This is a genomic window from Streptomyces sp. CoH27 (assembly GCF_020181035.1).
Lineage (GTDB): Bacteria > Actinomycetota > Actinomycetes > Streptomycetales > Streptomycetaceae > Streptomyces > Streptomyces camelliae.
The window spans coordinates 22,400-38,628 of sequence record NZ_JAIQYY010000010.1 but is presented as its reverse complement, the minus strand read 5'-3'; the positions used below and the strand labels follow the sequence as shown (position 1 = coordinate 38,628).

The 16,229-nt window shown below is 70.7% G+C and carries 14 protein-coding genes and 1 pseudogene; 8 read left to right on the top strand and 7 right to left on the bottom strand.

All coding sequences use genetic code 11. From position 1 onward, the window contains the following. Positions 1–20 precede the first annotated feature (20 nt). Positions 21–584, top strand: a complete 564-nt coding sequence (locus LE548_RS17650; protein ID WP_225097824.1) for a hypothetical protein — start codon at positions 21–23, stop codon at positions 582–584. Here the strand turns inward: LE548_RS17650 and LE548_RS17645 are convergent. Continuing rightward, positions 577–1,098, bottom strand: coding sequence for a DUF2165 domain-containing protein (locus LE548_RS17645; RefSeq protein ID WP_225097823.1), 522 nt, complete (start codon positions 1,096–1,098; stop codon positions 577–579). The two genes, LE548_RS17650 and LE548_RS17645, sit on opposite strands and share 8 nt — an antisense overlap. An 87-nt stretch (positions 1,099–1,185) precedes the next feature. Here LE548_RS17645 and LE548_RS17640 point away from each other — a divergent pair, with 87 nt between their 5' ends. Continuing rightward, on the top strand, positions 1,186–4,233 hold the full coding sequence (locus LE548_RS17640; RefSeq protein ID WP_225097822.1) for an ATP-binding protein: 3,048 nt from the start codon (positions 1,186–1,188) through the stop codon (positions 4,231–4,233). Here LE548_RS17640 and LE548_RS17635 read toward each other — a convergent pair. Beyond that, the gene (locus LE548_RS17635; RefSeq protein ID WP_225097821.1) at positions 4,221–4,406 is read right to left on the bottom strand and encodes a DUF397 domain-containing protein; all 186 of its coding nucleotides are present in this window, start codon (positions 4,404–4,406) and stop codon (positions 4,221–4,223) included. The genes LE548_RS17640 and LE548_RS17635 overlap by 13 nt on opposite strands. Continuing rightward, a pseudogene (locus LE548_RS17630) lies at positions 4,403–5,217 on the bottom strand (helix-turn-helix transcriptional regulator). The gene LE548_RS17635 and the pseudogene LE548_RS17630 overlap by 4 nt, the downstream one beginning before the upstream one ends. A gap of 481 nt (positions 5,218–5,698) precedes the next feature. Here LE548_RS17630 and LE548_RS17620 point away from each other — a divergent pair. Beyond that, positions 5,699–6,517 (top strand): helix-turn-helix domain-containing protein, encoded by an 819-nt coding sequence (locus LE548_RS17620; RefSeq protein WP_225097820.1) that lies wholly within the window; start codon positions 5,699–5,701, stop codon positions 6,515–6,517. Between the two features lie 35 nt (positions 6,518–6,552). Then, on the top strand, positions 6,553–6,813 hold the full coding sequence (locus tag LE548_RS17615; RefSeq protein WP_225097819.1) for a helix-turn-helix domain-containing protein: 261 nt from the start codon (positions 6,553–6,555) through the stop codon (positions 6,811–6,813). Between the two features lie 164 nt (positions 6,814–6,977). Here the strand turns inward: LE548_RS17615 and LE548_RS17610 are convergent, their stop codons facing one another. After that, a complete protein-coding gene (locus tag LE548_RS17610) occupies positions 6,978–8,015 on the bottom strand; it encodes an alpha/beta fold hydrolase (protein WP_225097818.1) in 1,038 nt (345 codons plus the stop codon). Between the two features lie 106 nt (positions 8,016–8,121). Here LE548_RS17610 and LE548_RS17605 point away from each other — a divergent pair, with 106 nt between their 5' ends. The 3 genes from LE548_RS17605 to LE548_RS17595 all read left to right on the top strand — a co-directional run bounded on the left by LE548_RS17605 (position 8,122) and on the right by LE548_RS17595 (position 10,712). Continuing rightward, on the top strand, positions 8,122–8,877 hold the full coding sequence (locus LE548_RS17605; RefSeq protein WP_225097817.1) for a TetR/AcrR family transcriptional regulator: 756 nt from the start codon (positions 8,122–8,124) through the stop codon (positions 8,875–8,877). 95 nt (positions 8,878–8,972) lie between these two features. Then, positions 8,973–10,085 carry an ADP-ribosylglycohydrolase family protein gene (locus LE548_RS17600; protein WP_225097816.1) on the top strand — a complete coding sequence of 371 codons (1,113 nt, stop codon included), beginning with the start codon at positions 8,973–8,975 and terminating at the stop codon, positions 10,083–10,085. Between the two features lie 186 nt (positions 10,086–10,271). Beyond that, the gene (locus tag LE548_RS17595) at positions 10,272–10,712 is read left to right on the top strand and encodes a calmodulin-binding protein (RefSeq protein WP_225097815.1); all 441 of its coding nucleotides are present in this window, start codon (positions 10,272–10,274) and stop codon (positions 10,710–10,712) included. 3 nt (positions 10,713–10,715) lie between these two features. Here the strand turns inward: LE548_RS17595 and LE548_RS17590 are convergent, their stop codons facing one another. Both LE548_RS17590 and LE548_RS17585 read right to left on the bottom strand, forming a co-directional pair. Next, positions 10,716–12,284 carry a sodium:solute symporter family protein gene (locus LE548_RS17590; RefSeq protein ID WP_225097814.1) on the bottom strand — a complete coding sequence of 523 codons (1,569 nt, stop codon included), beginning with the start codon at positions 12,282–12,284 and terminating at the stop codon, positions 10,716–10,718. Positions 12,285–12,434: 150 nt separating this feature from the next. After that, a complete protein-coding gene (locus LE548_RS17585) occupies positions 12,435–13,223 on the bottom strand; it encodes an SDR family oxidoreductase (RefSeq protein ID WP_225097813.1) in 789 nt (262 codons plus the stop codon). A 75-nt stretch (positions 13,224–13,298) separates the two neighbouring features. Between LE548_RS17585 and LE548_RS17580 the strand changes: the two genes are divergently transcribed. Continuing rightward, a complete protein-coding gene (locus LE548_RS17580; protein WP_225097812.1) occupies positions 13,299–14,138 on the top strand; it encodes a hypothetical protein in 840 nt (279 codons plus the stop codon). Positions 14,139–14,154: 16 nt separating this feature from the next. Here the strand turns inward: LE548_RS17580 and LE548_RS17575 are convergent, their stop codons facing one another. Beyond that, positions 14,155–16,035 (bottom strand): MFS transporter, encoded by a 1,881-nt coding sequence (locus LE548_RS17575; protein WP_225097811.1) that lies wholly within the window; start codon positions 16,033–16,035, stop codon positions 14,155–14,157. Positions 16,036–16,229: the final 194 nt, after the last annotated feature.

Below are 16,229 nucleotides of genomic sequence, written 5' to 3'. Positions count from 1 at the left end.
AGCGGAGGAGATGCGTACCCGTGGCTGCCCGACTGCCCTCCTGGGCCTGGGTCACCGGTCTGACGGCTGGGGCGACCGCGGCCGTCGTCGTCCTCGCCGTACAGGCGAACCACGGGCCGCACCCGACGGCCGCCGTGGCGGACGGCAAGCCGTCGGCCACGGCGAGCCCGCACGCGTCCGCCACGCCCCACGCCTCGGCCCCGCCCGCGCCGCCGGCCGCGTCGGGCGAGGGCCGCCGGATCGTGTACTCGCTCGGCGAGAAGCGGGTGTGGCTGGTCGACGCGACCGGCAAGGCGACCCGCACCTTCCCGGTGTGGCCGGGCACGGTGAGCCCGCAGCCCGGCCGCTACTCGGTCACCCTGCGCATCCAGTCCCTCAAGGGCTCGGACGGCGTGGAGATCGAGCACGTCATGTACTTCACCAAGGTGTCCGGCGTGAACATCGCCTTCTCCAACGCCCTGGACGGCTCCTCACCGCCGCCGGCGGACGGCAAGAAGCTGGGCGGCATCCGCATGCCGAAGCCGGACGGCGCCGCCCTGTGGTCGTTCGGCGATCAGGGCACGTCGGTGACGGTCGTCAGCTAGCGGCTTCCTGCTGAGGGCGGGCGGGCAGCAGATTGACGACGAGGGCGACCCCGGTGAGCACGATGATCCGGGTCGCCGCCTCCAGCCCGTTCCAGGTCTTGGACTGCCACATCGAGAACCACTCACCGCCGATCGCGATGAACCCGGCCCCGAAGAGCAGCAGCAGCATCAGCAGCCCGTAGGTGGAGATGCGCCGGGCGAGGTCGCTGCGGCGCCGCGCCCACAGATACGTGCCCCAGATCAGCACGAGGGCCGCCGCGGTCTCCCACACGATGATGAGGACGTACGCGGTGTCCTGGAGCCCCTTGCTGGTGATGGCCCGCCACATCAGGTCATGGTCATGGAACGTCGTGTCCATCGCCAGCACATGCCGGACGAACTGCTGGTTGGTCCCGAAGTCGGTGATGTTCCCGAGCGCGACGAGGGCGATGTAGAGGGCGAGTATCCCGGTGAGCACACCGGCGGCCAGACTGAGGCTGGAATGACGGGAGTTATCTGTGGGGGTGGTGGTCATGGCTGGATTCTCCCCTGCCGAAGGCCGGGTCAGCACGTGGCCATTGCGCCAGAATGGAGAGGCGGGCGGCGGGGGAGGGACGGGCGCATGACGCGGGAACGGCCGTCGGTGCAGGACCTGATCGGACGGCGCAGACGGGCCGGCTTCATCGGCCGTGGCGACGAACGGGCCGCGTTCCGGGCCAACTTGGCCGTCGGGCCCGAGGACGAACGCCACCGCTTCCTCTTCCACGTGCACGGCAACTCGGGTGTCGGAAAGACGTTCCTGGTCAAGGAGCTGGAGCAGATCGCGCGGGAGCGCGGGGCGGTGACGGCGTACGTCGACGAGAACGTGGGCAGCGTGCCCGAGGCGATGGCGGCGATCTGTCATCAACTTGCCCAGCAGGGACACCGCTTGAAGCGGCTGGAGGAGGCGCTGGTCGCCCACCGGGAGCGGCGGCACGAGGCGGAGGCCGAGGCGGCGGCCCTGGATCCGGCGCCCGACGGCCCCTCCCCGCTGACCACGACCGCCGTCCGGCTCGGCATGGCGGGCGTGGGCGCGCTGCTCCCCGGCGCCGGTGCCTTCGTCGGCGCGGTGGACGCGGGCCAACTCGCCGATGGCGCCGCCCGCTTGAAGGCACGGCTCAGCGCGCGCTTCCGCAATCAGGAGGACGTACAGCTGGTCCTCACACCGGAACGTGTCCTGACTCCCAGGCTGCTGGAGGAGCTGTCGGCTGTCACCAGGGCCGTGGAGTGGCTGGTCCTGCTGTTCGACACATACGAGCGCACCGGCCCCTTCCTCGACGGCTGGCTGCACGAGCTGATGACCACCGACCGGTACGGCCCCCTGCCCGCCAACGTCCTCGTCGTCACCGCCGGCCAGCGCCCCTTCGACACCGCCCGCTGGGGCGGCTTCGCCGACTTCATGACCGACCTGCCGCTCGGCCCGTTCACGGAGGCCGAGGCGCGGGGCCTGCTGGCGGACCGGGGCGTGACGGACGAACCCGTGGTGACGGAGGTGCTCCGCCTGACCGGCGGCCTGCCGGTCCTCGTCTCCACCCTCGCCGAGGCTCGCCCCGCCGACCCGGACGATGTGGGCGACCCGAGCGCCACCGCGGTGGAACGCTTCCTGAAGTGGGAGCCGGACCCGGTGCGCCGGTCCGTCGCCCTGGCCTGCGCGCTGCCCCGGCGCCTGGACGCCGACGTGTTCCGCGCGGCGGCGGACTGCCCGGAGGAGCAGGCCGACGCGCTCTACGACTGGCTGCGGAGCATGCCGTTCGTCAGCGAGCGCGGCGAACGGGTGCAGTACCACGACGTCGTACGGGCGCCGATGCTGCGCCTGCAACGCCGGCGGTCGCCCCGGGGCTGGGCGCAGCGGCACCGGCGTCTCGCGCAGACGTACCGGGTATGGCGGGAGGAGCGCCAGGAAGGCCTCACCGACCCCTGGTCGGACGAGGACTGGCGGGAACTGCGGCTGGCGGAGGCCTATCACCGGCTGTGCACCGGGGAGCGGAGCGCTCTGGCGTTCGTGCTCGGCGGGGTGGTGCGGGCCTGCGGCTGGCGCGAGGAGGAGGCCCGCCGCTGGGCCGGGATGCTGGTGGAGGCGGGCGCGGACACCCAGGCCGAGGACGCGACCCGCTGGGGCCGAGACCTGATGCGGGCGCTGGAGGCCCGGACCGCCGCCGACGCGCTGACCCTGCTCCTGGACCACGCCCCCCTCGACACCGCGTCCCGGGCCATCGCCCACGCCAACCGCGGCACCCTCCTCCGGCTGGCCGACGCCCCCGACCGGGCGGTCACCGAGTACGACCGGGCCCTGGCCCTCGACCCTGCCCTGACCCTCGCCCACCACGGCCGCGCCCACGCCCGCGCGGCCCTGCGGGACTACGCGGGCGCGGTGGCGGACCTGGACGAGGTCCTCGCCCGGGACCCGGACAACCCGGTCCACCTGAGCACCCGCGGCGACTACCAGCGCCTCCGCGGACGCCACGACGAGGCCCTGCGCGACCTGGACCGGGCGATCACTGTGAACCCCACGCTACGGGGCGCCTGGGCGGCACGCGGCGCCACCCACCACGCCCTGCGCCGCTACGACGACGCGCTCGCGGACCTGGACCGGGCCCTGGAGATCGACCCGGAGTTCGTGTGGGGCCTGGTCCGCCGGGCCCGCGTACGCCGTTCGATGGGCGACCGCGATCGCCAACTGGCCGACTTGAACGCCGCGGTGGCGCTCTCACCGGAGGCACCCTGGGTGCTGTGCGAGCGGGGCGACGCGCTGGCGGCCCTGGACCGTGAGGCGGAAGCCCTGGCCGACTACGACAAGGCCCTCGCCCTGGACCCCGACTACGCCTCCGCCTACGCCAGCCGGGGCGCCCTGCACGGCAAGTACGGCCGTGACGAGCAGGCACTGACGGACCTCGACCGCGCCCTGAGCCTCACCCCGGACTACCCCTGGGCCCTGGTGCACCGGTCCAAGTCCCGCCGTCGCCAGGGCAGATACGACCGGGCCCTCGCCCATGCCTACCGTGCCGTGGAACTCGACCCGCAGGGCGCGTGGGCCCTGGCGAACAAGATCCAGACCGATCTGTGCGTCGGCCGGCTGGAACAGGCGCGGTCGGATCTCGAACGGTACGTCACGCTGGGCGGCGCGGACACGGACTGGGCCCACCGCCAGCTGGCCACGGTGCATCTCCTGAGCGGCCGGTACGGGGAGGCGCTGGCCGCGCTGGACGACGTGGCCACCCGATGCGCCGTACACCTGCGCACGCGGAACTGGCCCTTGGCCCGCTGGGCAGCAGAGCAGTGGCAGGCCGCTGACAGTCAACTCGGCCTGCTGCACATGGCCCTGGCGGTCAGCGGGGAAGAAGGCACGGCTGCCGCCCGCCCTCTGTGGACCCGCCTGGCCCGGCACCTCGACGCCCACCCCGGTCAGGGACAACGGGTGATCGAGGCCACGACCGGCGCGGCTCTCGCGGACTGGCCCCGCCTGGACACAAGCCTCCACCGCGGCCCCACCGAGTACGACACCCTGGCCACCCTGGCCGACTGCCTGACCGTCCTGCTGCACAGCCCCGGCACGGACCGCACCCGGCTCGCGCCAAGGCTGGCCAGGGTGACCGAGGCCCGGGACGCGCTGCGGGCGCGCTATGCGGAGTGAGCGGCGAAGTCCAGGAACTCGGTCCAGGAGGCGCCGGTGACGGCGAGTTGAGCGCCGTCCTTGTTCTTGGAGTCGCGGATGTGGATGGTGGCGGGGGTTATGGCTACCTCGACGCAGTCGGGGCCTTCGTTGCTGCTGTAGCTGCTCTTGAACCACATCAGCGTCGAGGTCATGTCTCTTCTCCCAGCACTTGCTTGATGAAGGCTTGCGACTCCCGAGGGGAGAGAGCCTGCGAGCGGATCATTCCATCGCGCATCTCCAGGATCTGTACTTCCCGGGGATCACTCACCAGGCGACTGTGCAACTGACCTCCAAGTGCCCCAGGGTCTTGCCGTTCTGGAGTTTCAGCAACCGGAAGGGACCGGCCATGCCCGCATGTTCCTCATCGCGGTCAGTGGGCATCACCTGGATCTCGACGTGCCTCAATTGCCCGATCTCCAACAGGTGTTCGAGCTGCTTGCGCAACACCATTTTGCCCCCGATGGGGCGCCGTAGCGTCACCTCTTCCTGGACAAACGTGATCAGCGGTCGAGGCGTCCGATCGAAGACAGTCTTTCGAGCCATGCGCGCTGCGACGAGGCGGTCGATCTCCTCCTCGGCGTAAGCGGGCCGTCGCATCGCGTACAGGGCTTGGGCATACTCCGCGGTCTGCAACAGGCCGTGGATGTGATGGTTCGAGTAGGCCCCCATCTCGATGGCCTCGTCCTCCAGCTTGGCCAGATCCCGAACGTTCTTCGGGTACTGAGCCTTCTCCACGTCCTCCTTCATCGCGGACAACTTCCCGCCCGCGCCCAGCACTTCATCGGCGCCGTCCAGAAAGTCGGGCTTGGGAGACCTCCGCCCGCGCTCCACGGACGAGACCATCTCCTCGCTGTACCGGATCCGCTTTCCCAGCTCTGCCTGCTTCAGCCCGGCGGCCTCCCGCCAGACCTTGATCTGCCGTCCGACCGCCTTGAGCACGGCCTCGGCCTCCTCGTCCTCCACGTTGCCCCCTTGCGACGTACGAGCCGTACGACCACACCGACTGCCCGGACAGTCACGCTGCGTACCGTGGTCGTCACTGTTCAGGGGTGACCGGGTCCCGTTGCTCCACGACCCGGTGACCGAGGACGCGGAAGGCGGCCGGGGTTTACGGATCGTGGCGGCGTACGCGGACCGCTGGGGTGTGGCGGAGGCGCCGGCGGGGGCCAAGACGGTCTGGGCGGAACTCGTACCGGGTCGCGGTGGGCCGTGACCCGGTGGCGCCCGACGCCAAAGACCGAAGAACCGGGGAAAGAACCAACCCAACCCACCCCCACCGCCCCCGGAGCTCACCCTCCGGAGTGAATATGCCCAACGCAACTGGCGCGGCGGGGCAGTTGTGGTGCAGCGTCGGCAACGACAGCAAGTCCAGACATGCATCGGCCCCCGCCGGGACGGCAATCCCAGTGCGAGGGCCTGATCACCGAGGAAGAGGCCCTTCCCGATGACGTACAAGCAGCGTAACGCGCGCCCGCCCGCCAAGTCCTCCCGTTCCCCGTACGGTGTCACCCATGTGAAGGAACGCCTGGACGGGAACTTCACCGTGATCAGCAACGAACTGCTCCAGCATCCGGAGCTGTCCACGCTGGCGAAGGGCATCGGGAGCTACATCCAGTCACTGCCGGAAGGCACCCCGGTCGGCATCAAGGCGCTGGCCGACCAGTTGCCCGAGGGAGAGATCAGCATCGCCTCCGCCCTGCGTGAGCTGGAGGAGCACGGGTGGCACTGGCGCAACAGGGAGCGGCTTGAGTCGGGCCAGGTGGTGACCCGGACGTACTCGTACAACAGGCCGCGTCACGCAATGGTCGAGGCCGCACGGGGTCCCGAGCCGGCCGCCGTCTCCACCCCCGCCCCACCGAAGGCCCCGGCGCCCGCGCCCTCGGGCAAGGCCGTCGAGCTGCTCGCCGGGCTCCGCGCGTACGACTCCCGTCTGATCCTCAGCGAGCGGGACGTACAACGCCTGGCGCCGCTCGTCACCAAGTGGCTGGAGCGGGGTGTACCACCCGCGGCCGTCGTACGCGCGCTCACCACAGGCCTGCCCAAGGGGCGGATCAAGCACCCGGCGGCCTTCCTGGCCCATCGCCTCACCGCCCAACTGCCTCCCCAGTTGCCGACCCGGCCCCCGGTCCCGCGCGACATGCCCGCAGTGTCGTCCTCACGCCCGGATCCACTTCAGACCTGCGACGGCTGCGACCGGGCCTTCCGGTCGGCACAACCCGGACGGTGCCGTGACTGCCGGGCACCGTCCGAGAGAGCGGCTTGACCGGCCGTAACCCTTCGAGAGAGGAGCATTTCGCGATGACCTACCAGTACAAGCCGCTGGTCTACCGGTACCGGCCCACCCCCAAGGCGGTGCGCGCCTTCTCGGGTCATGAGGACCTCGCCCTGCATCCGGGCTTGTCCGGCATGGCCATCGGCCTCGGCGTCCACATCCGCTCCCTGCCCGAAGGCACCCCCATCAGCGTCAGGACACTGGTGGAGCAGCTCCCGGAGAGCGAGTTCGAGATCGCCGCCGCCCTCCAGGAACTGCGGGACCACGGCTTCCTGCCCAAGGCCTGACGGCCCGTGCCCGAGCTGACACCGGATGCCGGAACGTGCGGCCCGGCTGAGGGAGTTGGAGCGGATTGTGGATGCAGGGGAGGAAGACCCGGCGGCGGCCATCGCTGAGATCCGAGCGATTCGGGAGGCGGCCTAGGCGGAAGCTGGTCTCTGACGCTCTGTCCTCAGCGCCCCACCGCCTCCCCCGTCACCTCCCCCGTCACCACCGGCCGCACCTTCGTCAGCATCAGGTCCAGGAACTGCTCCGGGTGCCGGAAAGACGCGAAGTGGCTGGCGTTCCGGATCAGGGCGAAGTCCTTCACGGGGGCCGTGACCGCCTCGTAGTAGCGCTGGGCCGGCTCCGGTGGGGTGAGGACGTCGCTGTCGCCCTGGAAGAGGAAGAAGGGGAGGCGGAAGGCGGTGCCCTCGGCGTACTCGTCGATCGTCATGGCCTGCGGGCCGAGCTGCTCGGAGAAGGTCATGCCCTTCAGGTACGCGCGCAGGCCGCGGAGGGTGTGGAGCGGGGAGAACCAGAGGGAGCGGATCACCACCGTCTTCATCGTGTCGTAGGTGAGGGGGTCCGTTGTGACGACGGTCTTGGCGTACTCCGACCACTGCTCGGCGGTCCAGGCCGCGCGGTCGGGGCCCATCGCCGCCACCTTCGCCCGTTCCTTCCGCTTCCCCGCCTTCTCCAGCCGGGCCAGCAGTGCCTCGTAGGCGGAGGAGTCCCGGCCGCCGCCGATGATGTTCTGGTCGGTGCCCACGTACGCCGAGTACAGCTCGGGGTGGTTGCGGGCCAGCCGCAGGCCGGTGACCGAGCCGAAGCTGTTGGCGACCAGCAGCACCTTGTCGACGCCGAGGCGGGCGCGGATGTGGGCCGTGACCTCCAGGGCGTCGGCGTAGAGGCGGTCCAGGGTCATCTCGCCCTGCCCGTCCGGGCCGGTCGCCGCGAAGGTCCTGCCCGCGCCGCGCATGTCCCAGCGGACGATCGTGAAGTGCCGCTCCCAGGTGCGGGTGCGCGGGATGAAGATCAGGTTGGACGCGCCGGGGCCGCCGTGGATCTCCAGGATCACGGGGTTCGAGCGGTCCTCGCCGCGGATCGAGATCCACTGGTCGATGCCGCCGATCCGGACGTACGACGCCTCGTCGATGCCGTTCGGCGTCCGGATCTCCAGCTTCTTCGCGTTCGCCCGGCGCTTGAGGGCGCGGTAGGTCAGCAGCATGGTGTTCCCCCTAAACTGTTTATGCCGTCAGCTGTTGGTGTTTACGGTATATACAGTTGTCTGGCGGAGTCAACAGGCTTCGCCGAAGCCGAATGGGAGGGACCTCGTGGCCGGACGGAACGCCGGACGGAACAAGGAGCAGCAGGACGGGCCCCGCGATCCGCGAACGACCCTCGCGCTGTTGTGGGGCGAGCAGGAGAAGCCCACGCGCGGGCCCAAGCCGAAGCTGTCGCCGGAGCGCATCGCCGCGGCCGCCGCCGAACTCGCCGACGCGGAAGGGCTGGACGCGGTCTCCATGAGCAGGGTGGCGGCCGGCTTCGGCGTCTCCGCGATGGCCCTGTACCGCTACGTCCCCGGCAAGACCGAACTCGTCGCGCTGATGGTGGAGTCCGTGCTGGCCGACGCCCCGGAGCTCGCGGGGGTCCGGGACGGGGACTGGCGGGCGGCCGTACGGGCGTGGACCCGGCAGTGCGCCCACGTCTACGCCGCTCACCCCTGGCTGCTCGGCGCCACCGCGATGCGCCGCCGGCTCATGGGCCCCTGCGAGCTGCGCTGGCTGGACACCGCGCTCGCCGCCCTGGAGCCCACGGGCCTCGGCGCGGCCCAGCGCCACCAGGTCTTCCTGCTGCTCATCGGACTCGTCCGCAACATCGCCCAGCAGCGCGGCGACTACGACGCCGAGGAGGACGCGGAGTGGGACCGGCTCGGCGGCGAGCTGCTCGCCCGGCACGCCGACCGCTTCCCGGCCCTCACCAAGGCGATCGCGGAGGGTGTCTTCGACCCGGCCGGTGTCGATCCGCTCGACTTCGGGCTGGACCGGATCCTCGACGGGGTCGAAGCGCTGGTGGCTGGGCGGGAATGACCCATGGGGGCGGGTTTGCCCCCGTGAACGGACCGTTCCCCGTCGATTACAGTGCTGAGCGTCGTACGGACGGACGGTGCCGTGAGGAGGTCTCGGTGGGTACGACATCCGGTGCCGTCTGGGGACGAGCCGAGCAGCAGGACTTCCGTAGCAGGGTGCGCGGCACCCTGCTCGGGGTGGCCGTGGGCGACGCGCTGGGCGGGCCCGCCGATCCGCTGTCCCTGGAGGAGATCCGGGCCGCCTACGGCCCCGAGGGCCTGCTGGACCTCGCCTTCGGGCACGGCCGGCGCGGCACGGTCACGCACCACACCCAGCTCACCCTCTTCACAGTGGACGGGCTGATACGCGCCCAGGTACGCCGGGACACCGGCGCCTGGCATCCGCCGACCGATGTGCACCGGGCGTATCTGCGCTGGGCGGCGACCCAGCGGGACTGGGGGCCCGACGAGCGCCGTAAGGACGACGGCTGGCTGGCCCGCGAGGAGTGGCTGTACGCCCGCCGGGAGCCCAGCCGGGCCCTGCTCATCGGTTTCGGCGACGAGACGATGGGCACGCTGGAGGCGCCCAAGAGCCCGGGCGAGCTGGGGCCGGAGGCGGTCGCGCGCTCGGCGCCGTTCGGGCTGCTGGTCGGCTGGGAGCCGCAGCTCGTCGCACAGCTGGCGATGGAGTGCGCGGCGCAGAGCCACGGGCACCCGATCGCCTACCTGTCGGCGGGCGCGTACGCCGTGATCGTGCACGCGCTGGCCCGGGGTGAGAGCCTCGACGGCGCCGTCCAGCGCGCCCTCGGCCTGCTCTCCAACCGCCCCGGGTACCAGCCCGTCGCGGACGCCCTTCAGCACGCCCTGGGTGCCGTACGCCAGGGCATCCCGAGCCCGACGCGGGTGGAGGAGCTGGCCGGGGACGGTACGGCGGACGGGCTGCTGGCGGCGTCGGTGTACTGCGCACTGGTGGGGGAGGACGTGCGGCACGGGCTGTGTCTGGCGGTGAACCAGGGCGGGCCCTCGGCGGCGGCGGGCGCCCTCACCGGCGGTCTGCTCGGCGCCCTCCACGGCGAAACGGCCCTCCCGCCGGCCTGGCTGACCGAACTGGAGGGCCGCCCGACCCTCCTGGAACTGGCCGACGACTTCGCGATGGAGATGACTCAGGGGCCTGCATTGCATGGTCCGGCCGGGTCGTCGCCGGGGTGGCTGGCGAGATACCCGCGGTAGCGTCCCGGACGGCCGACGCGCGCCAACTCCGCCTAAAGCGCCGGGTTTACCCGGCTTCGTACACACAGAAGAGGGTTCGCCTCTCCGGTCTGGTCACACAGTGTCTCCATGTGGATACCTTGGGGAGCGGAACCAGAAGATTACGTTCCGCTCTCATCTCTCTTCTCACCCCCACAGGAGACATCTGTGCGCCGACAGCTCACCAAGCTCGCCGGACTCGCCGCCGCAGGCCTTCTCGCCCTGACCGCCGCCCACGCCGCACCCGCGAAGGCAGCCGACGAGCGGGCGTACTTCGTCGTCGAGGGCGCCCCCAAGGAAAGGTTCACCATCGAGCTGACCGACCCGGCGCAGATCCAGCACGCCCGTGAACTCCTCAGCGGCGAGACCAGGGACGAGCCCCATGTCCTGGGGCGCATCGTCAAGCGCCCGGCGCCCTACAACCCGCCGTGGAGCTATCACCTCAACCCCGACACCATCCGCTTCTTCGACGTCGCCATCGAGGTCTGCGACGCGTCCCCGCAGTACGTGGAGGACCACCTCGACGAGGCTGGCGGGGCCTTCCTGCCCGGCCTCGTCTGGTGCCCGTGGACCTCGCGGCTGGTGCGTGAGGTACCACCGCAGCCGTAACGCCTAGTCCGCCGCCGGTGCCCCGATCACGTCGTCCCCGGCGCTCGCGGGCACCGGCACCGCCGCCACTCCGCCCCCGTCCGAGTTGACCTTCTCGATGACCGCGAGCCGCTCCGGGGTGTCCTCCGGCTTCACATAGCCGATGGCGATGTACAGGACCAGCGACACCGCCAGCGGGACCGAGACCTGGTACTGGAGGGGGACTCCGCCGGAGACGTTCCAGTTGATGGGGTAGTTGACCAGCCAGAAGGCGAGCAGGCCGGCCGCCCAGCTGGTGAGGGCCGCGGTGGGGCCGGAGCGGCGGAAGGGGCGGAGCAGACCCAGCATCATGGGGATGGCGATCGGGCCCATCAGGCCGGCCACCCACTTGATGACGACCGTGATGATGTCTTTGAACGCGGGGGAGTTGACCTGTGTCGCCACCGCCATCGACAGACCGAGGAAGACCACCGTCGTCACCCGGGCCGCGATCAGGCCCGCCCGCTCCGACCACGCCCGCGCCCGCTGCGACAGCACCGGTGCCACGTCGCGGGTGAAGACCGCCGCGATGGCGTTGGCGTCGGAGGAGCACATCGCCATGGTGTGGGAGAAGAAGCCGACGATGACCAGGCCCAACAGGCCGTGCGGCAGGAGCTGTTCGGTCATCAGGCCGTAGGAGTCGGAGCCGTCCGGCTTCTGGGCGTGGACCAGGAGCGGGGACATCCACATCGGGAAGAACAGGACCACCGGCCAGATCAGCCACAGGGCCGCCGACAGCCGGGCGCCGCGCTCGGCCTCGTACGCGCTGCCCGTGGCCATGTAGCGCTGGGCCTGGTTGAGCATGCCGCCGTTGTACTCGAACAACTTGATGAAGAGGAAGGCCAGGAGGAAGACCGTGCCGTAGGGGCCGACGAGCGGCTTGCCGTGGCCGTGCAGGGCCGGCTGGTTCCAGGCGTCGAAGAAGTCGATGTGCTGGTCGTTCAGCTTCAGGACGGCCGCCACGAACATGGAGACGCCGGCCAGCAACTGGATCACGAACTGGCCGAGTTCGGTCAGCGCGTCCGCCCACAGGCCGCCGATCGTGCAGTACACGGCCGTGATCGCGCCGGTGATGAGGATGCCCTGATTCAGGGAGACCCCGGTGAACACCGACAGCAGGGTGGCGATGGCCGCCCACTTGGCGCCCACGTCCACGATCTTCAGCAGCATGCCGGACCAGGCGAGCGCCTGCTGGGTGCGGAGGTTGTAACGGTTCTTCAGGTACTCCAGCGGGGAGGCCACATGGAGCCGGGAGCGCAGCCGGTTGATGCGCGGTGCGAACAGCTTCGACCCGATGGCGATGCCCAGCGCGATGGGGAAGGACCAGGTGACGAAGGAGGTGACGCCGTAGGTGTAGGCGATACCCGCGTACCCGGTGAACATGACCGCGCTGTAGCCCGACATGTGGTGCGAGATGCCGGACAGCCACCAGGGCATCTTGCCGCCGGCCGTGAAGAAGTCGGAGACGTTGTCCACGCGCTTGTGTGACCAGACGCCGATCGCGACCATCACACCGAAGTAGCCGATGAGCACGGCCCAGTCGAGACTGTTCATGGGCTCGATCGTGGGCGTGATCGCATGGACACGACAAGCAAGCGTCAGGTCAAGTCACGGTAAAATCGTTCTGCTTGATGACCGCCGTTCAGTGATATGAACTGCGATGGGGCGGCGATATGGACAGCGATATGGACGCGACGTGACCCGCTATCGCATCAGCTCACCCGCGTTCACCAGCAGCGACTGCCCCGTGATCGCCCGCGCCCGGTCCGAGGCCAGGAACGCCACCGCGTCCGCCACATCCCCGTCCGTCGCCAGGTCCGGCAGTGCCATCCGCTCGGTCAGCCGCCCCAGCACCTCCGCCTCCGGCACCCCCTCCGTCTGCGCGGTGAACCGTACGTACGCCTGCACCGGCGGCCCCCACATCCAGCCCGGCAGCACGGTGTTGACCCGGATCCGGTGCGGCCCGAGCTCCCGCGCCAGCGAGTACATCGCGCTCGTCAGCGCCCCCTTCGACGCGGCGTACGCCGCCTGCCGCACCTGCGAGGGCGCCGCGACCGCCGACTGGGTCCCGATGAATACGACGGACCCGCCCCCGCCCGCCCGCAGCGCCGGCAGGCACGCGCGCGTCATCCGCAGCGTCCCGAGCAGGTTCACGTCGATGACCGACTGCCAGGTCGCGAAGTCCGCGTCCTCGACCCCGCCGAAGTAGGAGTCCCAGGCGGCCACGTGCGCCACCGCGTCGATCCCGCCGAACCGCTCCCGCGCCAGCGCGGCCAGCGCCGCGCACTGCCCCTCGTCGGTGATGTCCGTGGCCCGGTACGCCGTGTGCGCGCCGGCCGGATCGATCTCCGCCGCGCTCTTGGCGAGGTTCGCCTCGGTGCGCGCGCCCAGGACGGCGTTCCCGCCGTCCCGTACGACGGCCGCGGCGACCTGATGCCCCAGCCCGGCGCCGACTCCCGATACGACCACTGTCTTGCCTGCGAGCAGGGACATCGGTGCCTCCCGCGGTCTGGCGCTTTATCTGACGGAGCGTCAGAGTATGGCCGACCGCAGGAAAGGGGAACCGCCATGAGCGAAGAGACCCGCAGCGAGGTGTACGCCGAACTGGCCGCCCTGGGCCCCTACGGCGTCCGCCCCGGCCACGCCCTGATCACCATGGTCGAGCCGCACCCCGGGCACGAGTACGCCTACAACCGCTGGTACGAGGACGACCACTACTACGCCGGCGCGATGGCCATGCCCTGGATGTACGCGGGACGGCGCTGGGTGGCGACACGGGAGCTGCAACTGCTCCGCTACCCCGAGAAGTCGGCGATCGCCCAGCCCGTCACCGCCGGCTGCTACCTCTCCACGTACTGGATCACCGCCGGCCGCTACGACGACCACATGAGGTGGACCGTCGCCATCAACAAGCGCCTCAACCGCGACGCCCGCGTCTACCACGACCGCACCCACGTGTTCACGGCCTTCCAGGACCACGAGACGACGGTCTACCGCGACGGCGCCGCCGGACCGAGGGACTTCCACGCCCTCGACCATCCCTACGCCGGCCTGGTCCTGGAGGTCGTCGACGCCCACGAGCCCGAGCAGCGCCCGCGGCTCCTGGAGTGGCTGCGCACCCGCCACCTCCCGCGCCGCCTCGCCGGCTCCCCGGCCGCGATGGTGACGCTCTTCCGCCCCACCCCCCTGCCCGGCGACCGCATGACCTACGTCAAGCAGGTCGAGGGCACGGACACCCGCCTGACCCTCCTGTGGTTCCTGGAGGCCGAGCCGGGGGAGTGCTGGGAGGAGCATTTCAGGGGGCTGGACGACCAGGTGACCGAGTCGGGCCTGGGCCGGGTCGAGCTCATGGCCCCGTTCATCCCGACGGTGCCGGGCACGGACCGGTACGTCGACCGGCTCCGCTGACCGTCACCGCTGAACGTCACCGTGTCTTGAGCTCGTCCGGGCACGGGGTGCCCCGGGGCAGCTGGTACGGCGCCGCCAGCCGGTAGGTCCCCGCCTTCGGTGCCAGCAGCATCGTCCACTTGTCGCCCTTGGCGTCCTGCGGTGTCTCCATCAGACACCCGTTGACGTTGGTGTACGACTTCGGTGTGCCCTCGGGCCGGTGCTTGGAGGCCTCCGTCTCCTGCGGCGGCTTCAGGCTCTTGCCGTGCGCGTCGACGATGCTCAGCCACGGCGAGTACGGGATCTTGATCAGGATCCGCCCGGCCTTGCGCACCTCCAGCGTCATCTCGCCCTGCTCGGCCCGGTCCACCACCGCGTTCGGCTCGGCGAGCGGCGCCGGATCCGTCACCTTGAACAGCTGCCAGTTGGCGTCGCCCCAGATCTGCGTCAGATACGGCATCCCGCGCTGCAGCAGCGCGCGCTCCCGCTCGCCGCCGTCCCCGTCCGGGTTGTCCTTCGGCAGCACCACGAAGTGCACGGCCCACCGCTGGAGCCACTCGTGATAGTCCGCCGAGTTGAGCGTGTCGTCGTAGAAGAGCGGATTGCGCTCCATGTCGGCCTGCCGGTTCCAGCCCCGCGCCAGGTTGACGTACGGCGCGAGCGCGGACGCCTCGCGGTGCGAGCGTGCCGGGACGACCTCCACCCGGCCCTTCTCGGCGCCGACCTTCTGCAGCTGGTTCACCAGCGGCGCGAGCTCCCGCGCCCAGGACGCGGCCGGGGTGGTGTGGATGATGTCGTCGACCGACTTGTAGCCGATCCAGCCGAGGAAGCCCAGGAACGCCAGCACGGTCAGATACCACTTGCGCGACTTCGGCACCTGGAACGGCAGCGCCGCGATCAGCGTGGCACCCCCGATCAGCATCGGCAGCCGCGAGATGTTCGACCCGATCTGCGAGCTGATCAGCCACACCAGCACCACGGAGAGGCTGTAGACGCCGGCCGTCAGCCGTACGGTCCTCCACTGCTTCGGCACCAGGAACAGACACAGCAGGCCGTACAGCAGCGGCATGACCACCGAGCCGAACGTCATCGGCTGGGTGCCGGAGAAGGGGAAGAGGAAGTACGACGCGGCGACCACCGCCGTCGGGGCGAGCCCCAGCGCCCACGCGCCCGGCCGCCGCTTCTGCAGGAACAGCGCGACCGCGACGAAGCCGACGAACAGCCCCGAGACCGGCGAGGCCATGGTGGACAGCCCGGCCAGCGGGGCGGCCACCGCGGCCTTCGCCCAGCGTTTGTGCCGCCACTTGCGCGGCCAGCAGAACACGGCCGCGACCGCGCCGAGCGCGAACATCGTGCCGAGCCCGAAGGTCACCCGGCCCGACACCGCGTTGGCGAGGAGCGCGACGACCCCGGCGAGCGAGGCCCACAGGGGGTTCTTCACCACCCGGCTGCGGATCAGGACCAGGGTCAGCAGGCCCGCCGACACGGTCCCGGCGATCATCATCGTCGTACGGACACCGAGGACGGCCATCAGATACGGCGAGACGACGCTGTACGACACCGGGTGCATGCCGCCGTACCAGGCGAGGTTGTACGCCGAGTCCGGGTGCCGGCCGACGAACTCCGCCCAGGCGTCCTGCGCCGCGAGATCGCCACCGCTGTTCGCGAACGTGAAGAACCAGACGATGTGCAGGACACCCGCGAGCGCGGTGACCGACAGCACGGGGTGCCGGAGCATGCGCTGCCGCAGGGGTTCGAGGGCGACGAGGAGACGCGCGACCCGGCCGGTGGGGCTCGTAGGGCCGTTCGGGTCAGCCTTGGACAGGCGTATTCGCGGGCCGGACCCCGGCCCGGCTCCCGGGGCGGTTCCCGGGCCCGGATCGGCGTCGTCGGCGCGTGTCGGCTCCGCTGTGGCCACCTGAAGGCACTCCCCGTGTCCCGTCTTCTGTTCTCGGCCGCGTTCCCCGAGGGTTCCTCGGTGTTCCCGGCCGCTTCTCGTCCAGTTCGCCGCCCTGTCCCGAGACCGGCGACCTGCCCCGATTCGTGACGCTAGCACGCGCGCCTTTTTATGGCGCGGCTCGCCTCCGGGACGCCTCAGCCGGTGTCGAGAGC

What these genes read in the sequence shown, in the direction of transcription:
- LE548_RS17645 (WP_225097823.1), bottom strand. Translation starts at nt 1,098, where the DNA reads ATGACCACCACCCCCACAGATAACTCCCGTCATTCCAGCCTCAGTCTG.
- LE548_RS17640 (WP_225097822.1), top strand. Translation starts at nt 1,186, where the DNA reads ATGACGCGGGAACGGCCGTCGGTGCAGGACCTGATCGGACGGCGCAGA.
- LE548_RS17635 (WP_225097821.1), bottom strand. Translation starts at nt 4,406, where the DNA reads ATGACCTCGACGCTGATGTGGTTCAAGAGCAGCTACAGCAGCAACGAA.
- LE548_RS17620 (WP_225097820.1), top strand. Translation starts at nt 5,699, where the DNA reads ATGACGTACAAGCAGCGTAACGCGCGCCCGCCCGCCAAGTCCTCCCGT.
- LE548_RS17615 (WP_225097819.1), top strand. Translation starts at nt 6,553, where the DNA reads ATGACCTACCAGTACAAGCCGCTGGTCTACCGGTACCGGCCCACCCCC.
- LE548_RS17610 (WP_225097818.1), bottom strand. Translation starts at nt 8,015, where the DNA reads ATGCTGCTGACCTACCGCGCCCTCAAGCGCCGGGCGAACGCGAAGAAG.
- LE548_RS17590 (WP_225097814.1), bottom strand. Translation starts at nt 12,284, where the DNA reads ATGAACAGTCTCGACTGGGCCGTGCTCATCGGCTACTTCGGTGTGATG.
- LE548_RS17585 (WP_225097813.1), bottom strand. Translation starts at nt 13,223, where the DNA reads ATGTCCCTGCTCGCAGGCAAGACAGTGGTCGTATCGGGAGTCGGCGCC.
- LE548_RS17580 (WP_225097812.1), top strand. Translation starts at nt 13,299, where the DNA reads ATGAGCGAAGAGACCCGCAGCGAGGTGTACGCCGAACTGGCCGCCCTG.